Below are 21187 nucleotides of genomic sequence, written 5' to 3'. Positions count from 1 at the left end.
TTTCCCGGGCCTGTAACATCGAGTGTTGAAAAACGCGGGAAAAAAAGATAAGGGGTATCTCCCACCACACTAATCCTTTATTTCAAGGAGGAGATACCCCATGAAGCGCGGCAAGACACGCGCACTGACTGAGACACAGTATACCCTCTCTGGCCTCATGAAGCAAGTGGAGGCCCAACTCCGGGAGGAGGTACGCCACACCTACAAGACGTACCTGGAGCACCTCCTTGAGGCACTGAGAGAGGAGGCAGTAGGGCGACCGCGATATGCACGAGGGGAGGCTGAGAAGCCACCGTACTACCGGTACGGCTACAGGAAGTGGAAGAGTGTGCAGACCCCATGGGGGCCGATCGAGGAGGTACGCGTGCCCCGGATCCGCACCGGCGGGGGGAAGGAGGTGAAGTTGGTCGCCTATGAGCAGAGGCTCGTGGCCCTCACCGAGCAGCTCCTCCTTGGGTATGTGGGAGGGATGAGCGCGCGGAGATATGCCATCCTGTTACGGGAGTGAGGGATAGGCGAGGCCCACCCGCAGACACTCCTGCGGCTCATCAGACGTCTTCGTGAGGAGAAGGAGCGGTGGCGGAGGCGGCCGCTTACAGGGGTGAAGGCGCTCGTGCTGGATGGGGTGTGGGGAAAGCTGAGGGGAAAAGGGAGGAGGGGGCTGGTGGTCTTGAGTGCCGTGGGGGTGAAGGAGGACGGATCTCATGAGCTCCTCGACTGGGTCGTTGCGGAGCGGGAGGACCGAGCGAGCTACGAGCGACTGCTTACCAGGCTCTATGAGCGGGGGCTTCATGAGGTGGAGCTGGTGGTGGCCGATGAGGCTGAGGGGATCTGGCAGGCCGTGGAGACGGTGTATCCTGAGGCGAAGAAGCAGGTATGCCTCTGGCACCTTGAGCGGACCCTTGAGCGGACGCTCCTCAATGAACTGAGAGGTAAGGAGAAGAGGCACGTACAGGAGATGCGGCGGGCATTTCGGGATGCCTACCGGAAGCTTTTGGCGGCACGAGAGAAGGAGGAGGCGGAGAAGGCCCTTGAGGGGTTCTGGAAGGAGTGGGGAGCCCGTGCGCCGCGGATGAGTGCCGCACTCCTGTGGCGGAAGGAGCGGCTCTTCTCCTATCTGGAGTTACCCTATGAGTGGAAGGAGAAGGTGAGGACGAACGCCCTTGTGGAGAACCTCTTTCGGCACATGAGGACATTTCTTCGACGGTATCCTGGGTATATGAGCCGTGCCCATGCGGATGAGGCGGTAGGCCTCTACGTGGTGGGCATGCAGATACACACGCAGTGTGGGAGACGCACCCCTTATCAGCTCCAGCTCAATTTCAACACTCCTCCTTGACAGTGCCCCTTTCCCTTGACCCTGCTTTCCGCGGTGTGGTAATGTGTAGCATCCCACCTCACGACGATCGGAGCAGTAAGGGCGTATGACAGTACATGATCCCTCCTCGCTGGGAATTGTGGCGTGTCCGGGTGGTGAGGCGTTCGCCCGTGAGATCGTGGCCCACCTGAGGCAGATCTACAGGCGTCGTTTCGAGAAGCGGGTAGCACGACTTTCGGAGAAGTACGGTATCTCCCGGGAGGATGCGATACGCGAGATATCCCTTTTCTCGGATCTGGTCCACCCCTCGGTCAACGGGAAGAACACCGAGGTCTATGTTCCCCCCCAGTTCCATATACCTGCCGCGTTCGTGCGTTTCGCGAACGGGGAACTCAAGACCGAGCTCCTCTCCTCGGTGAGGGACAAGGAAGTCTACATCGTCCAGGATGTGGAGAACCGGTATCCCCAGCGTTTCTCCGACGGTAAAGAGTACACCCTCTCGGTGAACGACAACTTCATCATGCTCCTGGTGACGATCGATGCGGTGTTGCAGTCGAGTCCTAAGAGCGTGAGCCTGGTGCTCCCTTCGTATCCGTATGCGAGACAGCACAAGAAGAAGGGGAGGGAGGGGCTCACCGCCGCCCGGGTGGGACAGATCTTCGAATTCCTGGGTGTGAGCAGGATCATCACGCTCGACATCCATTCCACAGAGATCCAGAACAGTTTCAACACCTTGCGGTTGGAGAACCTGCATGCCTCGTATCAGATCCTGCTCAAGCTCTCGGACCTGGTGGATCTTCAGCACGAGGATCTGGTGGTGGTGGCGCCGGACACGGGCTCGGTGAGCAGGAACAAGTTCTATGCGGGGTCGCTCAAGAAGCCGCTCGCGGTGATCTACAAGGAGCGGGACTATTCGAAGGTCTCGACCGATGCCTCCAACAGCAACATCTCCTCCCTCAAGCTCCTGGGTAATGTGCAGGGCAAGACGGTGTTCATGGCCGACGATATGTTGGGTACGGGTGGTACGCTCATCAAGGCCATGCGGCTCCTCAAGGAGGAGGGGGCGGAGCGGATCATCTGTGCGGTGAGTCTTCCCCTTTTCACGGGGGATGCGGTGGAGCACTTCGAGCAGGCGTATCGCGAGGGGCTCTTCCACCGGGTGATCGGTACCAATGCCGTGTATCACGAGGATGATCTGCTCTCGAGGGAGTGGTACATCTCTGCAAACGTGTCCAATCTCTTCGCCCGTACGATTTCGCGTCTCCACCACCGTCAGAGTCTGAGTCCGCTCCTGGATAACAGCAGTATCATCCAGTGGCTCCTCAAGAAGCAGGAGCGCAAGAAAGCGAGGGAGGAGGGTGAGGAAGCCTAGGGCGGTCCTCTCGGTTGATCTCGGGACCTCGTCCCTCAAGGTGGGGGTGGTGGGGGAGGGGGGGGGATCTCTTGGCCTATGCGAGGGTGGGGCTCGATGGGGGGGCGGAGTGGCAGGAGCCGGGGGTGTGGGTGAGGGCGTTGGAGGAGGGGGTCGGTCGGGTGATGCCGGGGCGGTATGCGATCGAGGGGATCGCGGTGAGCGGGCATGGGCCGACGCTGGTCCTGGTGGACGAGGAGTGCGCGCCGCTTGGTCCTGCGCTCATGTGGTCGGCGCGGACCGGGCGGGGGGAGGGGAGCTACTACGTCTCGAGGATGGCGTACCTGGCCCGGGAGTTCCCCGGGGTGTACAGGAGGGCGCGGTGGGTCATGGGCGCGCCTGAGTTCCTGTGCGCGTGTCTTACCGGCCGGGTGGGGATGATCTCTCCTTCGGCGGCGTTCGATGGGGTGGTGTGGTCGGAGGATGAGGTGCGTGGGGCGGGGCTCGTGTGGGAGAAGTGCCCGCCGTTCGTGAGGTCGGGTGAGCGGTGGGGGGTGGTGCGGGGGGAGGTGGCGGCGCGGTGGGGGCTTCCTTCGGGGGTGCCGGTGTACGCAGGGGGGACGGATTTTTTCATGGCGTTGCTGGGGTGCGGGGTGGTGACGGAGGGGGAGGTCTGCGACAGGGCGGGGACGTCGGAGGGGCTCAATTGGGCGGTGAGGGAGTCGGTGGCGGGGGAGGGGGTGCGGTGTCTTCCGCATGTGGTGGAGGGGCTCTGGAACGTGGGGGTGGTCTTCGGTTTTTCCGGAAGGATGTTCGAGTGGTTCAGGGGGCTCTCGGGGCAGGGGGGGAGGGGGTACGTGGAGATGATGGAGGAGATCCGGGGGTTCTGGGAGCGTGAGGGGGAGGGGTGGCTCGGAAGGAGGGGGCCGTTCTTCTTTCCTGCCGGGCATCGGGGTGAGGTGTGGGACTTCACGCACGGGGTGTTCTGGGGGTTCGGGGTGGAGCATGGGCGGGTGGAGATGGCGGCGGCGGTGGTGGAGGCCCTGGGGATGGCGGTGCAGGATGCGTGGGGGGTGTTGAGGAGGTATGGGTGTGGGGCGGATCGGGTGGTGATGTGTGGGGGACAGGCGAAGAACGGGGTGTGGGTGCAGGTGCGGGCGGATATGCTGGGGGTGCGGGTGGTGGTGCCGGCGGTGAGGGATGCGGAGCTGGTGGGGGATGCGTGCTGCGCGTGGAAGGGAGCGGGGATGTTCGGGTCTCTTGCCGAGGCGGCGAAGGGGCTCGTGCGGTACGAGGCGGAGGTGGTGCCGGACGAGCGGTGGCGGGCGTGGTGGGAGGAGGCGGGGAGGCGCTACGGGGAGGAGTGGGAGCGGGTGCGGCGGGTGCTCTAGGCGGTGGTCTCCAGGGTGCGGCGGAAGAAGTCCCGGTTGTAGTGCATGATCTCATCGAGCATGGTCTTGAAGCGTTCCTCGTCGAGCGAGGGATCGAGCCTCTTCACGATGGGGAGGATGCCGGACGAGGGAAGCGTATGGGTCTGTCGGTTTTCCATGAGCTGGAGCACGTGTTCGAGGGCCCTGAGGGTGCGGTAGTTCTGGCTCAGTGTACGACCCTCTTCCTCGCCGAGGATGCCGTGGCGGACGAGAAGGTCGAGGGCGGTGAGCGTGTTGCCGCACCAGAGATCGGGAGCGTCAGGGAGGTGTTTGAGCTGGAGCGCCTGGACTCCGAACTCGATGTCGCGCAACCCTCCCTCGTGCTGTTTGATGTTGATTCCCTTCTTCAGCCCCCTGCCGTACTGTTGAAGTGCGGAGTGTCGAAGCCTGAGGTTCCACTCCCTCACCTCGTCCCATCGGATCCGGGATCGCACGTGTTCCTTCAACCAGGAGAGGAACTCTTCTGAAAGGCGCTCGTCGCCCGCCACGCCTCTGAGCTTGAGGGCGGCCTGATACTCCCAGGGTGAGGCATCCTCCTCGTAGTAGCTGCGGAGCATCATCGAGTCATGGATGAGGAGCCCCTTCTCCCCGAAGGGGCGAAGCCGGTAGTCCACGCGGTAGAGGAACCCCGTGGACGTGTGGACGGTGAGGATGCGGGTGAAGAGGCGCAAGGCCTCCGCGAGTGGTTCCCTGTGTGCTTCCTCTCCAGGATGTACGAGTGGCAGGAGGTCGATGTCCGAGCTGTAGTTGAGCTCCCCCCCTCCCAGCTTGCCGAAGGCGAGGAGCGCGAGGGGGGATCTTCCCTCCAGGGAGGGGGCGGTACGTGAGAGCGCATAGGCAAGGGTATGGGTCAGTATGGCCTCGGCGAGGAGGGAGAGTTCCCGGGTGATCGTCTCGAGGGGGTAGTGGAAACAGATGTCACGGATCCCTATCCGGAGGAGGTGCCGTTGTTTGAAACGTCTGAGGGCCTCGGAGAAGTCCTCCTCTTCGAGGGAGAGTGGGGCTCTCCCTTGGAGATCCGGGAGGAGGGTGTCCGCCGAGAGGGTGGTGTGGATCGTCTTGGGATCCGTGAGCCACTCGAAGAGGTGCGGCGATCCTATGAGGGTGTCGGCGAGGTATTGGCTCGCCGAGAAGGTCTTGAGGAGGATGTCGATGCGTCCGGGCTGGGAGAGGATCTGGGTGAAGTGGGACTTCCGGGAGAGGCCTTCGGATGTCTCCGAAGGGAGGGTCGTGTAGAATCGTTCCCAGTTGTTGAGGGCCATGTCGGGGTCGGGGAGTGCCCGGAGCACGTCCCATGCCACGAGGAGGGCGTAGGCCGCATGAGTGGGGTGCTCTGAGGTGAGTGTGTGGATGTTCCGAAGGGCCCGCCCGGAGTCGGCAAGATGTGCCCTGGAGAGGATGCCCTCGACCCTCGGGGGGGCGAGGTGCGCACCCAGCACCAGGTCTGCGATGCTCGCGGAAGGGGTGGGAGGGAGGGCCTCGTCCCCCAGATGGCGTTCCACGAACGTGCGCACGTACGCGGTGTGTGCTTCGATATCGTAGCGGAGCTGGTCGGCCGCGGATATCTGGTCCTTCATCCGGTAGCCGATCCTGCGTGCGAGGTGTTCGTACTCCAGGGAGCCTCGCTCGGGGAGTTCGAGATCGAGGGCGTTGCCGCGTAACATCCTGAGGCCGTTGATGACTTTCCGGAGGAAGTAGTAAGCCTCGACGATATGGTCCGCTTCCTCTGCCTTCAGTATCCCTCTCCTGTGCAGTACCTCCAGAGCTACGTGTATCCTCGGTGTCCGTACCTCCGGAATCTCGGCGCCGTACCGGATCTGGAGGATCTGGACCGCATACTCTATGTCCACGAGCCCTCCGGGGCTGAACTTCACGTTGTAGGTGCCCGGCCGGGTCTTGTGTGCGATCTGCTTCGCCCGGAGGGAGCGGATCTCCTCCATGTCGATGCTCCGGGCCTCGTAGACGAGCTCGTCCCTGAGCCGCTCCACCCGATCTCCCAGGACAGTGCTCCCCGCCACCCGTCTCATCCGCACCAGGGCGAGGCGTTCCGCGCTGTGTGCCCCACCGCCCTTTCCGTAGTAACGCACGAAGGATTCCAGACTGCATGCGAGTGGTCCGGCGTCGCCGTGAGGTCTCAGCCGCAGATCCACCTGGAAGATCCCCTCCTTCTTCGCCTCGATGAGCGAAGTTCCTTGTCTGAAGAGGCGTTCGAAGAATTCAGCGTTATCGATCGCTTCGGGCCCGTCCGTCCGCCCCTGGTCGCTGAACACACACAGGAGTTCGAGATCCGACGCATAGCCGAGGGCCGCCCCTCCCAGTTTCCCCAGTCCGAAGACCGCCCACTCGGCCTCCATGCCTGCCACGGTGCGGGGCACCCCGTACCGATTCGTCATCTCCTCCCAGGCGAGCTCCATGGCGGCCTGTACCACCACCTCGGCGAGGAGTGTGAGCCGCTCGCTGAGCATGCGGAAGTCCTGCTCCCACATGAGGAGGTGATCGAGGTCGATGAGGTAGAGTTCCCGGTTCTTCCACTCGTTGAGGAGACGTTTCTTCTCTTCAAGCGTCGTGCCCTGTGAGAGGAGGGTTCGAAGAGCGGTGCCGAGCTCCTCCGGAGGTGTGCTAAACCCCTTCTCCGGTCTGTTTTTGAGGAAGGGGAGGAGCTGATCGTAGTGGAGTCGGACAAACTCCTCCCAGAGGAAGTCGCTGGTTCCCAGTAGCACGGCGAGTTCGTCGAGGAGGCGAGGGTCGGAGAGGAGGAGCTCAGGGGCGCTCTCCTGGCGTGAGAGGACTTCCTGGAGGAGGTGTTCAAAGCGGATGAGGGCCCGCGAGGGATCGGGGGCCTGCGCGATGAAGTAGGTAAAGTGCTTGGTGAGCATGAGCGAGAGCTTGAGGCGTCTGAGGAGGTGAGGGTCGGTGATGGGGCGTCTTGTGCTATCCACGAAGTCGAAGATGTCCTCCACCTGCGTGCCCACGGTGGCGATCTGCACGTTCTCCACCGACACATTGTTGAGATGGAGGGCAGTCCCAAGGGCGTAGAGAAAGAAGGGGGTATCGATGGAGGCGACGCGGATCCGTGTGTACTCCTGTACCGTCTCGTCGTGGACCACCAGCACCGGATACATGTAGGGGGGAAGGAGCTCCCTATGGGTATGGAGGTAGCGGGCGACCTCCAGGGCGAGTTCCTCGCGTGCTCGAGCGATCCCCTCTTCGAGTGAGGGGGCTTCTATGAGCGTACGGTAGGTCCGTGCGAGTTTGTGTTCAAGCTCCTGTTTCCAAGAGGAGAAGTCCTTTCCCTCCTCAAGTACTCCAGTGAATCTATCGATGATGAGTCGTCGGGTACGGATGCGATCCTGCCGAGAGAGCGAGTATCGTCTTCGGGGTGAGGCTGCGGGAGGCTCGAGAGGCCGTATCCCGGTGAAGACCGATCCCGCCCTGATGTTGAAACCAGTGGTGCCCAGGAGACCGCAGTAAAGAGAGAAGATACCCGGAACGTCCACACTGATCATGCAGACTTCGCCTATCTTCTCTGAGACAGGATGTACCTTCACCTCGTAGGGCTGCTGTTCGGAGAGGGTGCGGATGAGCTGATCGTGTTCCTCCCGTTCTTTGCGGGGGAAACTCTCGGCATAGTGGGAGGGCATGAGTTCGTCTACGAGAAGGGCAACGGTATCATCAGGCATAGGTGTGCACTACGCTCCTCACATTCGATGCTTACAGAAAGTATAGTAAATAGGGGAATCTCACTCCAGAGGGAGGTGTAGCTACACCAGAGAACCCAGGCACGCGACGAGAGGGTCCAGAGACATGCTCTTAAGGGGGCCGTCCCCCTCTATCTGAGGGAGGCGGACGAGAGGGATCTCCGGCCAGAGGGAGGCAAAGAGGGCGTAGGAGTCCTCTGTGATCCGGGGATGGGTGGGGGGATAAAGATTGTATACCATCCCGAGTATCTCTATGTTGGCTCGTTGAAGGGCCTCGATGGTGAGGCAGGTGTGATTGATGCTCCCCAGCCGGGCGGAGGTCACCACTATAACAGAGAGTCGGTACTCCTGGCAGAACGAGAGAAAGGTGTAACGATCGGTGAGGGGGACACACACCCCTCCTGCACCCTCGACCAGGACGAGCTCCCACCGTTCCGCAAGGGTAGAGAGGGATGCGGCGATCTTAGGGGGATCGATCGTCTCCCCTTCTTCTCGCGCAGCAAGGTGGGGAGAGGCAGGAAGTCTATAACAGTAGGGACATGTGAGCCCAGTGAGGTCCTCCTCCTGGAAGGGGATACCCATGATCCGTCTGTGGAGGGCGATGTCTTCGGCAATGGGTGCCTCGCATCCTGTCTGTACTGCTTTTGCCGTGATGACCCGCCTTCCCTCCTCGGTGAGTGAGCGAGCAAGCAACCCTGTTACCAGTGTCTTCCCTATCCCGGTATCGATGCCAGTAATTGCAATCACTCGTTCCATATAGGTCACCTCTTCCTCCCTATCACCCAAAAGACCTGGTAGGTAAGGGGAACGTGAGTTCCTGATCGCCACATGTCTTCGTACCGTGCGAGGAGGTCTCTGATGCTCCCCTTCCAGGTGTGCCCAAGCCCATGGGTGCCGGTGTGTTTGATGTGGTAGAGTGCCTCACGGGCGTTTGAGAACTGGAGCCTGTAGACCTTCTCTTCAGCCCACAGGGGGAGAAAGCCGGTCCTTCGGAGCGTGTGTACATACCAAGAGAGTGAGCGGAAGGGAAGACTCACCCCAGTGAGCAGGGAGACTTCGAGCATGGTGAGGGGGCCGAATATGGAGAACGCGATGAGACCCCCAGGGCGAAGGGCATGGTAGGCCTTCTTGCAGACGCGGGCTACCTTATGAATCCACTGAAGGACCCCTCCTCCGGTCACTACGTCGAGATGGGATGGATAGTCGAGCTCCTCTGCGTTTCCGGGGAGAAACTCGAGCGAGGGGTGATCCGGGAGATAGCTGTGTACCTCAGGGATCAGATCGTTGGCGATGAGGCGGGTGGGGAGAAGGGAGGAGAGGAGGAGTCGGGTGAGGTATCCTGTGCCACACCCTATCTCCAGGACGTGAGGCGAGGGAGGAGTATAGGTGCGGATGAGCTGGGCGAGGTAGCGTGCCGATTCCCTCTGGACTAGGGCGTAGTGGTCGTATGAGGCGAGGGCCTTTCGAAACCGTTGGAGGACCACCTGCTCGGGAGGGAGGCTATGTGAGACTGCCGACACGTATCACCTCCTCCCATGAGACAAAATGGTGGAAGGGGTAGTGGGGGAGGGGGAGGACGAGATACGGTACCCCTCTGCGCGACCACCCTCGTTCCTGGGCCTCAGGGGGGAAGATTCGGTCCTCTTTTCCTACAACGGCAAGGGAGAACAGCGGCCTCTCCGGTGCTGGCGCCTTCCTCTCCCGCCAGAGTACCGCGAGCTCTTCCTGCCATTCCTGAACAGGTCGCATTCCCTCGGGGTTCCTCATCCCTGAACGCCTGAGAAACTCCTTCTGGACTGCGGGACTACACGATCGATGGGTGGCGAGGAACCATCCAGGAGGGATACCGTAGGCATCGTGAATCCCGAAGGGAGTACCCATAAAGGCGATGGCCCTCTGAGGGTTGATCCCTATCTGAGGCCACACCCGAGCAGCTACCCACACCCCCATCGACCAGGCTACTAGCCATATCGTCTTCCCACGCACGACCTCTTGCACAATTGAGGGAAGGGAGAGGTCCCGATAGTCGTAGAGGACAACCCTTCCCTTTGAGGTGCTCTCCTCAAGATGGGCTATGGATGCCTCACTCACCCCACATCCGAGAAAGCATACGATAAGCTCCTCCCTTTCCGGATCTCTTATGAGGACTCTCATACAGACCTCCTCTTCCCTCGGGCCATCACCTGTACACATGTCTCTGCGAGAGCACGCACATCTTCTGTCGTCATCTCGGCAGTCACAGAGATCCTGATCCTCGCATCTCCCTCGGGCACCGTAGGCGGACGAATTGGGTGCACGAAGAACCCCGCCTCACGGAGACCGTAGGCCCACTCCACAGCCGTTCTGTCGGCTCCTGCTACCACACTCACGATGCACCCTCGTCCTCCTCTCACCGGAAGACAAAGGCTCTGGAGCTCCCTCATGAGAAGGGAGGTGAGATGTCTCACATGTGCTCGTTCCTGCTCCATCTTCTGTATTCGTGGAATAATCCATGCGTGCCACTCCGCAAGGAGAGGGGGGATTCCTGTGGTGAAGATAAAAGGGCGTCCTCGATTCACTATGGCCTCGATCAACCACTTTGGTCCTGCGATCACCCCGCCAGAGGCGCCGAGGGCCTTTCCCCCTGTACCGATGACCACATCGATGTGAGAGAGCATCCCTGCCTCATAGGAGGCACCTTTCCCTTCTGATCCCAGAACCCCAAGGGCATGTGCCTCATCCACAATCAGGAATGCATCGTAGTCTTCCTTAAGCGCACACAGCTCAGAGAGTGGAGGTGAGTCCCCTTCCATGGAGAACACCCCCTCTGTGGCGATCACCGGCTGGGCGCACCCCTTGCCATAGCGGGAGAGGATGGATGCAAGGTGGTCGATGTCGTTGTGCCTGAACCGGAAGAACCGGGTCCCTCCTACTCTAAGCCCGTCCCACATGCTCGCATGGCACTGCTCGTCGAGGAAGACCGTAACCCCTAGCTCTCCCAGTATCGAGAAGAGGGCCACGTTGGCCTGGTAGCCAGTAGGAAAGAGGAGTGCCTGTTCCTTTTCCACCCACCTGCGCCACGCCTCTTCGGCCTTCTGGATGGCAGGAAGATCCCCACAGAGGAGTCGGCTCCCCCCTGATCCGAGGTATCCTCCTGAGGAGTCGGTAGGAGTGAGTATGCCGTGGAGAAATTCGCGTTGGAGTATGAGGTTGCTCCCTATCCCCAGGTAATCGTTTGAGGAGAGGTGGAGAAGTTGTCGGTCGTTCCAATGAATGAGTTTCCCTTCCCGGTGGAGGGATGTACACATGCGGAGTCGAGAAGAAGTGCATAGCTGACCGCGTATCTCTTCCCATTTATGAGAGAGCATCTGAGTTCTTCACCTCCCAGATCGTCTCTTCTATCACCTGATAGGTGGTATGGAGGACCCCACGGACCTCATCAGGGGTGGCATTGAGCCTAAATATCCAATAGATGGTATCTCCAAGTGGCCGGAGAAGGAGTCCGTGCTGTCGTCCCTTTTGTGCAATCCGGCGACCTATCCTCAGTCCAGCAGGGAACGGAATCTCCCTCTCATCCTGTTTGTGCCGCACCACATCAACCGCCCCGACGCATCCTATAAATCGGATATCACCCACCCAGGGAGTACCCCTCCAGCCGAGGAGCTCTCGATGGAAGATCTCCCAGGTCTCCTTATTCGTCTCGAGGATACCTGACTCTCTGAGCAATGTTGCGTTGGCGTGGGCGAGGGCACAGGCGATGGGGTTTGCGGTGTAGCTATGCCCATGGAAGAAGGTCTTTCCTTTCAGGTAGTCATCGTAAAAGGCGTAATAGATCTCATCGGTGGTCACAGTGAGGGCCAACGGCAGCATACCCCCTGTCAGGCCTTTTGCGGCCACCAGGATATCGGGTACCACCCCTGCCTGTTCGTAGGCCCACATCGCTCCTGTTCTCCCACACCCTGTCACTACCTCATCGAAGATGAGGAGGATCTGATACTCACTCGTGAGTTCTCGCAGGCGGCGGAGGTAACGAGGAGAATACACCTGCATCCCTGCCGCGCCCATGAGGATAGGTTCCACGATGACCCCTGCGACCTTATCTCGGAAGCGGTGGAGCACCTCTTCCATTCGGGTAAGCCCCTCCTCGAGGACGCGCTCGTCTCCTCCATCTTCAGTAAAAGGTGGAGGAGATGATGCATACTTTCTAAGAGGTGGGAGTACCTCCACGCTCTGCACCATGAGGCCACGGTAGTGGGAGAAGTAGATCTCTATCCCTCCCACACTCATGCATCCGCTGGTATCCCCATGGTAGGAGTCCTTAAGATGGATAAAGAGCTCCCTGCCTTTCTCTCCCCTATTTCTGTAGTACTGGTAGGCCATCTTGAGCGCCACTTCCACTGCGGTAGAGCCATCATCGGAGAAGAAGAATCGAGAGAGAGAAGGGTGGAGAGTGTGTGAGAGGGTATTCACAAGCTGAATCGCAGGGGGATGCGTACACCCTGCAAAGAGGACGTGGTCAAGCCTCTCGAGCTGAGATCGGATGGCCTCGATGAGCGGCGGGTATCGATGCCCCCATACTGTGGTCCACCATGAGCCTATCGCGTCGTAGTAGCGGTTGCCGAGGTGATCGAAAAGGTAGGGTCCCTCTGCGTGTGTGATGAGGAGGTGATCCTCCTGTTCGTAGTCTTTCATCTGGGTGTAGGGATGCCAGATATGCGCACGATCGATTGCGAGGAGGTCTTCATGCCTCATGGACGTCTCCGGTGTATTGTTAACTTATTTTCAAACAAGGTTAACACAAGAAAAAAGAGGACGCAAGGGGGAGGCCAGTGGAAGCACTCCTCATCTACGTCAACATGTGGCTTATACTCTCGCACACGATATGGTAATGTTCGAAATCCTGTCAGACGTCGGGCGTGCTCTCAACTAGAGGAGGTCTCACATGGTAGTAGTGAGCATCCTGTGATTGGATATTATCGGTGTGCTTCTCGGTGCGTTGTTCCTCTCATGAGGGGCAAAGGCAAGTGAGCTCGAGTAGCAGGGCTACGGCAAGGCCGTGCTCGCTACCCTTGTAGGATGGGTGGTGTTGTTCGTCTTCTCCCTCATCTTCTTCTCCCTCATCTTCTTCTCCCTCATCTTCTTCTCCCTTCCCTTTGTGGGATCGGCGATCGGCTTTGTGATAGGTGTCTTGCTGCAGGCATTGGGGGTGCGCGCGGTGTATAAGACCACCTACGGCAAGTCCCTGGGTGCCACGCTTGTGGCCTGGTTCTTTACGCTCATTGTAGAAGGAGTGCTCGCCGTTCTCTTCTCTCTCATCTTTGGGATGTCGGTACTCGGGTCGCTTGGCTCCATGTAACAGGAGGCCGGCAAAGAGAGAGGGAGGGTGCCCCCCTCCCTCTCTCTTTTATACCCTTCCCGGTCTAACCTATCGCCTCGTTCCCCCGTTCCCCTGTGCGTATCCTCACGCACTCTTCCAGGGGGAGGACGAAGATCTTTCCGTCCCCTATCTTCCCGCTCCGCGCGCCGGCGATGATCCCCTCTATGGTGGGCTCCACGTAGTCGTCATTCACCGCGATCTCGAGCCGCACCTTCTTGAGAAGGTTCACCTCGGTGATCACGCCCCGGTACTGCTCGGTGAAGCCCTTCTGCTGACCGGCTCCCAGGGCATTGGTGACCGACATCTTGTAGATCTCCCTCTTGTAGAGTTCTTCTTTTACTGCGTTCAGCTTGTGTGGCTGTATGTAGGCGATGATGAGTTTCATCGGTTCCTCCTCACATGTTGCTGAAGATCTGGAATCCGGTGTAGGACTCCACCGCGTGTTCGCTCAGGTCGAGACCCTTGAGTTCGTCCTCTTCGCTCACCCTGAGACCGATGGTGGCCTTGATGAGGTTGAACAGGATGAGTCCCGTCACAAAGGCCCAGGCGAACCCTGCGAGCACGCCCACCGCCTGTACGCCGAGCTGGTGCCATCCCCCGCCATAGAAGAGCCCTACGATACTGGGATCGTTCACGCCGTTGGCGAAGAGCCCCACCGCGAGGGTCCCCCAGGCGCCGCAGGTGCCGTGGACCGATACCGCACCCACGGGATCGTCGATGTGGAGCACCTTGTCGAGGAACTCCACGCTGAAGACCACGATGATCCCTGCGATCGCACCCACGATGACCGCTCCTGTAGGGCCGATGACCCAGGTGCCTGCGGTGATGCCCACGAGTCCTGCGAGGGCTCCGTTGAGCGACATGGAGGGATCCGGCTTACCGTACAGTACCCAGGACGTGAGCATGGAGAGGACCGCTCCTGCGGCGGCAGCCAGGGTGGTGGTGACCGCCACATGGCCTATGGAGAGATCGCTCCCCGAGAGCGTCGATCCGGGGTTGAAGCCGTACCATCCGAACCAGAGGAGGAACACCCCCAGGGCGGCGAGCGGGAGGTTGTGACCGGGGATGGCCTTTACCGTGACCTCGTTGCCCACACGGACGTACTTGCCCTTCCTCGCGCCGAGGACGATCGCCCCTGCGAGTCCGAGCCAACCGCCTATGGAGTGGACCACCGTGCTCCCCGCGAAATCGTGGAACCCGAGCTCCGAGAGCCAGCCGCCGCCCCAGACCCAGTGGCCGAAGATCGGATAGATGAGGGCGCTCACGAAGACTGAGTAAGCAAGGTAGGCGGTGAACTTGGTACGTTCGGCCATGGCCCCTGAGACAATGGTGGCGGCGGTGGCGGCGAAGACTACCTGGAACATCCAGTCACGGAAGATGTCGTACATGGACGAGGCCCCGTATGCCTCCAGCGCCTCGGGAGAATAGGAGAGGAAGAACCCGTTGCCCCCGATGAGACCGCCCAGCGAAGGGGCGCCGTACATGAGGGCCCATCCTATGGCCCAGAAGGCGAGGGCTCCCACCGAGAAGTCCATGAGGTTCTTCATGAGGATGTTCGCCGCATTCTTCGCCCTGGTGAGGCCCGTCTCCACCATGGCGAATCCGGCCTGCATGAGGAAGACGAGTGCTGCGGTGAGCACCAGCCAGATCATGTCGAGGGCCGCCCCGTGGAGGGTGAGCGTCTCTTCCACCCCCTCCTGGGCCCAGATCGTTCCTCCTGCGAGGAGGAGGACCAGGATCAGTACGCCTGCTCTTCTCATACGTTCCTCCTGTGAAGCGATGTTGCAGAAGAAAATGCAAATAACATGCCAAGGAGTGACGACCGCATGAGTGCAGGTGCTAACTCACTGAGGACAAAGAGTTGAGCCTACCGGTGAACGGGCCGGATGTCTTACGGTCTCGTTGCGAGGGGGCGGAATCTTTCACATTTCTGTAGAGAATATCGCTGTAACCTACATTTTTGTAGAAATTCTCGTTCGTGGCCTGAAGGCCTTGGGGTTTATCCTGTACTTCCTCACCCTGAGTCCCATGATGCGCTCGGTGATCCCCAGCATCTCGGCGGCCTTCGACATGTTCCCTCTGCACGTCTTGAGGGCGTCGATGATGAGCTCTCGCTCCAGATTCTCCAGGGCCTCCTTGAGGGTCCCCTTGAACTCGGTCTGCGTGGACTCGGCGCTCTGGAGGGTGGGGGGGAGGTGGTAGCTGTGGATCACTCCGTCGGTGCTGAGAAGGACGGCACGCTCTATGCAGTTCTCGAGTTCCCTGACGTTCCCCGGCCAGTGGTAACTCATGAGCAGATTGATGGCCGGGGTCGAGATGCGATGTATGTGCTTGTTGTTCTGCTTCGCGTATTTCTCTATGAAATGATCGGCGAGGAGGAGGATGTCGCTCCGCCTCTCCCTGAGCGGAGGGACGTGGATCGGGAAGACGTTGAGCCGGTAGTAGAGGTCTTCCCTGAACTTCCCCTGGGCCATGAGCTCTTCCAGGTTCCTGTTGGTGGCGGCGAGCACGCGTACGTTCACCCGGATTGTCTCGCTTCCCCCCACCCGCTCGAATTCCTTCTCCTGGAGCACCCGGAGGAGCTTCACCTGTACCTGGGGGGAGAGGTCTCCTATCTCGTCCAGGAAGATGGTCCCTTCGTGGGCGAGTTCGAACCGTCCCTTCCTCCTCGTGAGGGCCCCGGTGAAGGCCCCTTTCTCGTGTCCGAAGAGCTCGCTCTCTATGAGGGTCTCGGGCAGGGCCGCGCAGTTGACCCGTACGAATGGCTTGTCCGCCCGCAGGCTGTTGTAGTGGATGGCCTGGGCGATGAGTTCCTTGCCCGTGCCGCTTTCCCCTCGGATGAGCACGGTCGCCTCACTCCTCGAGACCCGCGCGATCATGTCGAAGACGTCCTGCATGGCCTTCGATGTGCCGATGATGTTCGCAGGACGGAAGTGTTCCTTGAGTTCCTCGTGGAGTCGCGCGTTCTCCTCCATGAGTCGTTCCCGTTCCTCCACGAGTTCCTGTTTGAGCTTCACCGCCTGGGCGATGAGGGATGCGAGGATGGTGAGGAGGCGTACCTCGTCGTCGAGGTTGAGATCGGGATCGTAATCCCTGTCCGCACTCAACGTCCCCACCACTTCGTTCCCCACCTTTATGGGAACGCAGAAGAAGGAAAGGTCCCCGCTCTGCGGCTTCTGGCGTGACCCCGTCCGGTTCAGGAACTCCCTGCTCTCCGAGATCCGTGGTATCACGATGGGTCTGCCGCTCTGTACCACCTTTCCCGTCACCCCCTCTCCTATCCGGTAGCGCCCCCTCATCTTCTGGGACTCGGAGAGCCCGTAGGCCTCCTCGATGACGATCTCCCCCGTGTTGCGGTTGAGGAGGGTGATGGTCCCTCGGTTCATGCCCAACTGTTCGGCGATGAGCCTGAGTACCGGCTGGAGGACTTCCCGTACGTCGATGGTCTGGGCGAGGAGCTGGCTCACCTCGAAGAGGAGTGAGAGCTCACCCACCTTCTTCTCAAGGAGAGCGAGTTGCCGTTCCATATCGATCTTATTGTATCTATGTGGAGGGCGAAGTCCAAGGGGGGGTCAATCCTCTTCCCCTGGGGAGAGGAGTTTGCTTATCTCCTCGGGTGAGACCACATCCCGCTCTCCTTCCTGGGAGGAGATGAGACCCTTCAGCCGTTCCACCTCGCGCTCCTGGGCTTCCTGGAGCACGCGGAGACGCTTCTCCGCCGAGGTGCCCGTCAGATTGAGGGCGGATCCCTTCCTGAGGATGTCTTCTATGAGACGAGAGAAGTGGATGCGCGCCCTTCCTGCGCTGTGGAGAAGGGACTTGTAGTCGGCGAGCTCGGCATGACGTTCGATCTGGCGCTGGAGGAGGTTGAGGCTCCTGTCGAAGAAAAAGACTTCTTCGATGAGGTGGTCCAGGAAGACTTCGGGTTCGAGGGGGAGGCGGAGGATGTCCCTCAGTGCCTGCATGAGCGTCTCGAGAGCGAAGAGGTGTTCGGCATAGGTGGTGATACGGGCCATCACTTACCTATCGGAATCGTCAGGGTTCCTCTTGACCATTCCCTTTCCCCTGTGATAGATTCTCATGACCTCTTTAGCCATCTCGTTGAAGATGGTTCGCCAGGCCGAGAAGAGGAGGAAGACGGTGCGGACGTATGAACTCGTGTGTGTGTTTCGTAGCGAGCAGGAGCTCTATGCGCAAGGGAAACAGAAGACGGTAGAGGTCCTGAGCAAGCACGAGGCGCAGATTCAAAAAGAAGAGGACATGGGTGAGCGACAGCTCGCCTATCAAATCAAAAAACAGACGCGCGGTCACTACTATGTGTGGGTGTTCAATGCAAAGCCGGAGATCATCTCGAAACTCGAACACGATCTCAAGTACATCCCTGAGGTGTTGCGCTTCCTGGTGACCAGGGTCGACACCAAGTGAGGTGTTCCCATGGCAGACATAAACAGTGTGGTCCTGGTGGGAAGGGTCGTGAGAGATGCGGAGCTCAGATACTCTCCCTCGGGGACCCCTGTGTGCAAGTTCTCCCTCGCTGTCAATCGTGACAAGCGTGAAGGCGATTCCTGGTCGGAAGAGGTCAACTTCTTCGATATCGTGCTTTTCGGACGCCTCGGTGAGGCGGTGGCGCGGTATCTGGTGAAGGGAAAGCAGGTCGCCGTGCAGGGGGAGCTCAGACAGGATCGATGGGAGCGCGAAGGCCAGACGGTGAGCAGGGTGGAGATCGTGGCCAACAATCTCCGTCTCCTGGGAGGCGGGGGGACGGGCGGTGGACAGGACAGACCTGCTCCGTCCGGCGGTGGGGCGTCCACCCCACCGGCTGCGGGTGAGCCCGATTTCGAAGACGATATACCCTTCTAAAGAGTGAGGAGTGGAATGATGTCCGACGATGTGAGAACCGAAGAGAGGAACGAGAATGGCTCCAGGGAGGAGCAAAGGGAACAGCGGCCGCAGAGGGGGCCCCAGGACCAGCCGCGGCGCCCCTATTTCCGGAAAAAGGTCGACAAGATAGCCCTCTACAAGCTCGAGATCGACTACAAGAAGCCGGAGGTGCTCCGTCAGTTCCTCACGGAGAACGGCAAGATCCTCCCGAGGAGGATCACCGGGACCTCGGCAAAGAACCAGAGGAGGCTGGTACGGGAGATCAAGAAGGCCAGGATCCTGGCGCTCCTTCCTATGGGTTGATGATGGAGTCTCTGGAGAATAGATCGCGTCTTTGGCTCATGGGCGTGGGAGGAGGAGTCCTCGCGATGGTGTCGTACCTTTCGGGACTCCTCCTCCCCTTTTTCCTCGTCCCCTTCGTCTACCTCTTCTACCGGGAGAGGCGGGTCTCCTGGTATGCGGCCTTGGGGACGGCGGGGGGAGGTCTGCTCGCCCTTCACCTCTTGCTCTGGGGCCTTGAAGGGTGGGACCCGGCGTGGGGGGTCCTGGTCGGGATGAACCTCCTGCTCCTGTTCCTCTGGATGGGAGGTCTCGTGTTCCTGGTGGAGGATGTGCTCCCGTTCCCCCGGTTCACCCGGCTCATCGTGATCACCGTTGCGGCCGCGGTCGTCACGGGTCTCGTGGTGGCCGTGGGGCTCGCGTGGGGGAACCTCGCCGAGCTCGCCTATGCGATGTGGGACAGGGTGCTCGCCCTCCTGGGAGGGGATGTCTTCGTGGAGGATCTCTCCTCGAAGGAGAGGATGGAGACGTTCAGCTTTCTCGTCCAGGCGCTTGGGTCTTCCCTCGTCGTGTGGTACATGGTGATCCTGGCCGGCAACTGGTACTTCGGCTGGCTCCTCTCGCATCCGGGCAGGTCGCTCCTCGCAGGTTTCAGGGCGCCCGCATGGTTCCTCTGGTGGTTCCTCCTGTCCTTCGCAGGGTTCCTCCTCGAGCGGTTCGTCGATCTCCCGTTGGGTCTCGCCTTCGCGGTGCGGAACGCGTTCGCCATGGGGCTCGTGATCTACGGGGTGCAAGGTGTGGGGGTGCTCTCCTTCCACCTGCGCCGTCTCTTCCCCCGTGGGGGGAGTGTTGCCCTCATAGGCCTCTGTGTGGTATCATTGCTCATCCCCGGGATGAACCTTCTGGTGGGCGTTCTGCTCCCCGGGCTCGGAATTGCCGAATACTGGTTAGTCTTAAGACCTCGGAAGGAGTCGTGAGTATGAAAGCAACGAAGGTGATCCTCGTTCAGGACGTGCCTAACCTCGGAGAAGAAGGAGACGTGAAACTCGTCGCTCCTGGATATGCACGGAACTATCTCATTCCTCGGGGCCTCGCCCTTCTCTGGAACAGGGCGAACGTCGCCCTCATCGAGAGCCGACGACACCAGATCCAGAAGCGGAAGGAAGAGAAACGGAAGAAGGCCATGGATCTGAAGGCGCGCCTCGAGAGCGAGCCCCTCGAACTCGTGATGCCCGCCGGTGAGAAGGGCAAGCTCTTCGGTTCGGTGACGGCTGCGGTGATCGTGGAGGCCCTCCAGAAGAAGGGTATACAGATCGAGCGGAAGAGGGTCGAGGTCCCCGGTCACGGGATCAAGATGGTGGGTACCTACAAGGTCCCGGTGCACATCTACGAGGACCAGCGCGCCACACTCACTGTGCTGGTGAAGGCGCAGGGAAGCGGGAACGGGAAAACTGCTGGAGAGGAGACGTCAGAGGCTTCGGACGAAGCCGTCTCCACACAGGCAGAATGAGCAGTGACCCTGTCATAGATCGCGCCCTTCCCTCCACAGGGAAGGGTTTCGTACCTCCTCACGACGAAGCAGCGGAAAAGGCCACGCTGGGGGCGCTCCTCCTCAATCCCGAGACGCTCCCGGTGGTGCTCCCTTATCTCCGGCCGGAGGACTTCTACCGGCGGGCTCATAGAAACATCTATCAGGCTGTGCTGGACCTCTTCGATCGAGGTGAGGCCATCGACATCCTCACCGTGACCGAGGAACTCAAGGCGAGGGACCTCCTCAAGGAGAGCGGCGGGGCTGCGTACATCGCCTCTCTCACCTCGGAGGTGCCCACCACTGCAAACGTGGAGTACTACGCCCGGATCGTCCAGGACAGGAGCATCCGCAGGCGGCTCATCACGGTGGCTCAGCAGGCGGTGGCAGACGCCTACGACGAGGGGAAGGAGATCCGGCTCACCATAGAGGAGGCGGAGCGCCAGATATTCGAGCTCACCGAGCTCGGTACCACCTCCACGGTGAAGCACACGAGGGAGCTCCTCACCGAGACCATCAATATCATCGAGCGCTGGTACAAGACGAAGGACACCTACACCGGCATTCCCACTGGATTCTCCGATCTCGACAACCTCCTCACCGGATTCCAGCGTTCTGAGTTCATCGTGATCGGCGCACGGCCCTCGGTCGGAAAGACCGCCCTGGCCCTCTCCATGGCCGCCAACATCGCCATCCGCAAGAAGGTGCCGGTCGGCTTCTTCACCCTGGAGATGGCGGACATGGCCCTCATGCTCAGGCTCGTGGCGAGCGAGGCGAGGATCAATTTCCATCATATCCGGACCGGGCTCCTCAAGCCCGCGGATTTCCAGAAGATCATGGAGGCTGCGGGCGAGATCTACGAGGCCCCCCTCTACATCGTGGACGTGCCCAACCTGCGGCTCCTCGATCTCCGGGCGCAGGCCAGACGGATGAGGCTTCAGTTCGGGGTGGAGATCATCTTCATCGACTACCTCACCCTCATCACGGCCGAGAACCAGGCCCTCGCACGGCACGAACAGATCGCCGAGATCAGCCGCTCGCTCAAGGCACTGGCCCGCGAGCTCGACATCCCGGTGGTGGCCCTCTCCCAGCTCAGGCGGGAGACCGAGGGGAAGCGTCCGACGCTCGCGGACATCCGAGAGTCGGGTTCCATCGAGCAGGACGCCGACGTGGTGATCTTCATCCACAGGGAGCGACCCACGGACAGGAGTGCGGACGAGGAGCATCCGCACGAGATAGAGACCGAGCTCATCGTGGCGAAGCAGCGTAACGGTCCGATCGGCACGGTGAAGCTGGCCTTCCTTCCTCAATACACCCGTTTCGAATCCCTCACGCGTCACTCGTGA

Annotated in this window: 19 protein-coding genes and 1 pseudogene; 10 read left to right on the top strand and 10 right to left on the bottom strand. The window is 60.4% G+C overall.

What is annotated here, in order from left to right; translation table 11 throughout:
* Window positions 1-100: 100 nt before the first annotated feature.
* The 3 genes and pseudogenes from STHERM_RS06615 (at window position 101) to STHERM_RS06605 (ending at window position 4060) form a co-directional block, all read left to right on the top strand.
* A pseudogene (locus STHERM_RS06615) lies at window positions 101-1339 on the top strand (IS256 family transposase).
* Window positions 1340-1424: 85 nt separating this feature from the next.
* Window positions 1425-2690 carry a ribose-phosphate diphosphokinase gene (gene prs, locus STHERM_RS06610; RefSeq protein WP_013314114.1) on the top strand — a complete coding sequence of 422 codons (1266 nt, stop codon included), beginning with the start codon at window positions 1425-1427 and terminating at the stop codon, window positions 2688-2690.
* A gap of 71 nt (window positions 2691-2761) precedes the next feature.
* Window positions 2762-4060 carry a xylulokinase gene (locus STHERM_RS06605; RefSeq protein ID WP_148223882.1) on the top strand — a complete coding sequence of 433 codons (1299 nt, stop codon included), beginning with the start codon at window positions 2762-2764 and terminating at the stop codon, window positions 4058-4060.
* On the opposite strand, the gene STHERM_RS06600 is transcribed toward STHERM_RS06605, so the two are convergent.
* From STHERM_RS06600 to bioA, 6 genes are all read right to left on the bottom strand, one after another.
* The gene (locus STHERM_RS06600) at window positions 4057-7779 is read right to left on the bottom strand and encodes a [glutamate--ammonia-ligase] adenylyltransferase (RefSeq protein WP_013314112.1); all 3723 of its coding nucleotides are present in this window, start codon (window positions 7777-7779) and stop codon (window positions 4057-4059) included. The two genes, STHERM_RS06605 and STHERM_RS06600, sit on opposite strands and share 4 nt — an antisense overlap.
* Window positions 7780-7860: 81 nt before the next feature.
* Complete coding sequence (bioD, locus tag STHERM_RS06595; RefSeq protein ID WP_013314111.1) at window positions 7861-8553, bottom strand: dethiobiotin synthase; 693 nt, start codon at window positions 8551-8553, stop codon at window positions 7861-7863.
* Window positions 8554-8558: 5 nt separating this feature from the next.
* The gene (locus STHERM_RS06590; protein ID WP_013314110.1) at window positions 8559-9317 is read right to left on the bottom strand and encodes a methyltransferase domain-containing protein; all 759 of its coding nucleotides are present in this window, start codon (window positions 9315-9317) and stop codon (window positions 8559-8561) included.
* A complete protein-coding gene (locus STHERM_RS06585; RefSeq protein ID WP_013314109.1) occupies window positions 9298-9951 on the bottom strand; it encodes an alpha/beta fold hydrolase in 654 nt (217 codons plus the stop codon). Before STHERM_RS06585 ends, STHERM_RS06590 begins: the two co-directional genes overlap by 20 nt.
* Window positions 9948-11084: an aminotransferase class I/II-fold pyridoxal phosphate-dependent enzyme gene (locus STHERM_RS06580; protein WP_237223185.1), complete on the bottom strand. Its 1137-nt coding sequence runs from the start codon at window positions 11082-11084 to the stop codon at window positions 9948-9950. Before STHERM_RS06580 ends, STHERM_RS06585 begins: the two co-directional genes overlap by 4 nt.
* A 46-nt stretch (window positions 11085-11130) precedes the next feature.
* Window positions 11131-12528, bottom strand: coding sequence for an adenosylmethionine--8-amino-7-oxononanoate transaminase (gene bioA / locus STHERM_RS06575; RefSeq protein WP_013314107.1), 1398 nt, complete (start codon window positions 12526-12528; stop codon window positions 11131-11133).
* A 304-nt stretch (window positions 12529-12832) separates the two neighbouring features.
* On the opposite strand from bioA, the gene STHERM_RS06570 reads away from it, so the two are divergent.
* Window positions 12833-13132: a hypothetical protein gene (locus tag STHERM_RS06570; RefSeq protein ID WP_148223881.1), complete on the top strand. Its 300-nt coding sequence runs from the start codon at window positions 12833-12835 to the stop codon at window positions 13130-13132.
* Between the two features lie 64 nt (window positions 13133-13196).
* Here STHERM_RS06570 and STHERM_RS06565 read toward each other — a convergent pair whose 3' ends face one another.
* The 4 genes from STHERM_RS06565 to STHERM_RS06550 form a co-directional block, all read right to left on the bottom strand.
* Complete coding sequence (locus tag STHERM_RS06565) at window positions 13197-13538, bottom strand: P-II family nitrogen regulator (RefSeq protein WP_013314105.1); 342 nt, start codon at window positions 13536-13538, stop codon at window positions 13197-13199.
* 10 nt (window positions 13539-13548) lie between these two features.
* Window positions 13549-14913, bottom strand: coding sequence for an ammonium transporter (locus STHERM_RS06560; RefSeq protein ID WP_013314104.1), 1365 nt, complete (start codon window positions 14911-14913; stop codon window positions 13549-13551).
* 192 nt (window positions 14914-15105) lie between these two features.
* Window positions 15106-16680 carry a nif-specific transcriptional activator NifA gene (nifA, locus tag STHERM_RS06555; protein WP_013314103.1) on the bottom strand — a complete coding sequence of 525 codons (1575 nt, stop codon included), beginning with the start codon at window positions 16678-16680 and terminating at the stop codon, window positions 15106-15108.
* A gap of 45 nt (window positions 16681-16725) precedes the next feature.
* The gene (locus STHERM_RS06550) at window positions 16726-17169 is read right to left on the bottom strand and encodes a hypothetical protein (RefSeq protein WP_013314102.1); all 444 of its coding nucleotides are present in this window, start codon (window positions 17167-17169) and stop codon (window positions 16726-16728) included.
* A 64-nt stretch (window positions 17170-17233) separates the two neighbouring features.
* Here STHERM_RS06550 and rpsF point away from each other — a divergent pair, with 64 nt between their 5' ends.
* The 6 genes from rpsF to dnaB all read left to right on the top strand — a co-directional run bounded on the left by rpsF (window position 17234) and on the right by dnaB (window position 21187).
* Window positions 17234-17578: a 30S ribosomal protein S6 gene (gene rpsF / locus STHERM_RS06545; protein WP_013314101.1), complete on the top strand. Its 345-nt coding sequence runs from the start codon at window positions 17234-17236 to the stop codon at window positions 17576-17578.
* A gap of 9 nt (window positions 17579-17587) precedes the next feature.
* A complete protein-coding gene (gene ssb / locus STHERM_RS06540; RefSeq protein WP_013314100.1) occupies window positions 17588-18013 on the top strand; it encodes a single-stranded DNA-binding protein in 426 nt (141 codons plus the stop codon).
* Window positions 18014-18031: 18 nt separating this feature from the next.
* Window positions 18032-18337 (top strand): 30S ribosomal protein S18, encoded by a 306-nt coding sequence (rpsR, locus tag STHERM_RS06535; RefSeq protein WP_041623375.1) that lies wholly within the window; start codon window positions 18032-18034, stop codon window positions 18335-18337.
* Between the two features lie 65 nt (window positions 18338-18402).
* Window positions 18403-19290, top strand: coding sequence for a hypothetical protein (locus tag STHERM_RS06530; protein ID WP_041623374.1), 888 nt, complete (start codon window positions 18403-18405; stop codon window positions 19288-19290).
* 2 nt (window positions 19291-19292) lie between these two features.
* A complete protein-coding gene (rplI, locus tag STHERM_RS06525) occupies window positions 19293-19823 on the top strand; it encodes a 50S ribosomal protein L9 (RefSeq protein ID WP_013314097.1) in 531 nt (176 codons plus the stop codon).
* On the top strand, window positions 19820-21187 hold the full coding sequence (dnaB, locus tag STHERM_RS06520; protein ID WP_013314096.1) for a replicative DNA helicase: 1368 nt from the start codon (window positions 19820-19822) through the stop codon (window positions 21185-21187). The genes rplI and dnaB overlap by 4 nt, the downstream gene beginning before the upstream one ends.

Source organism: Spirochaeta thermophila DSM 6192 (assembly GCF_000147075.1).
GTDB classification, from domain to species: Bacteria; Spirochaetota; Spirochaetia; order Winmispirales; family Winmispiraceae; genus Winmispira; species Winmispira thermophila_A.
The sequence above is the reverse complement of the archived record's forward strand: the minus strand, read 5'-3'. Positions and strand labels throughout refer to the sequence as shown.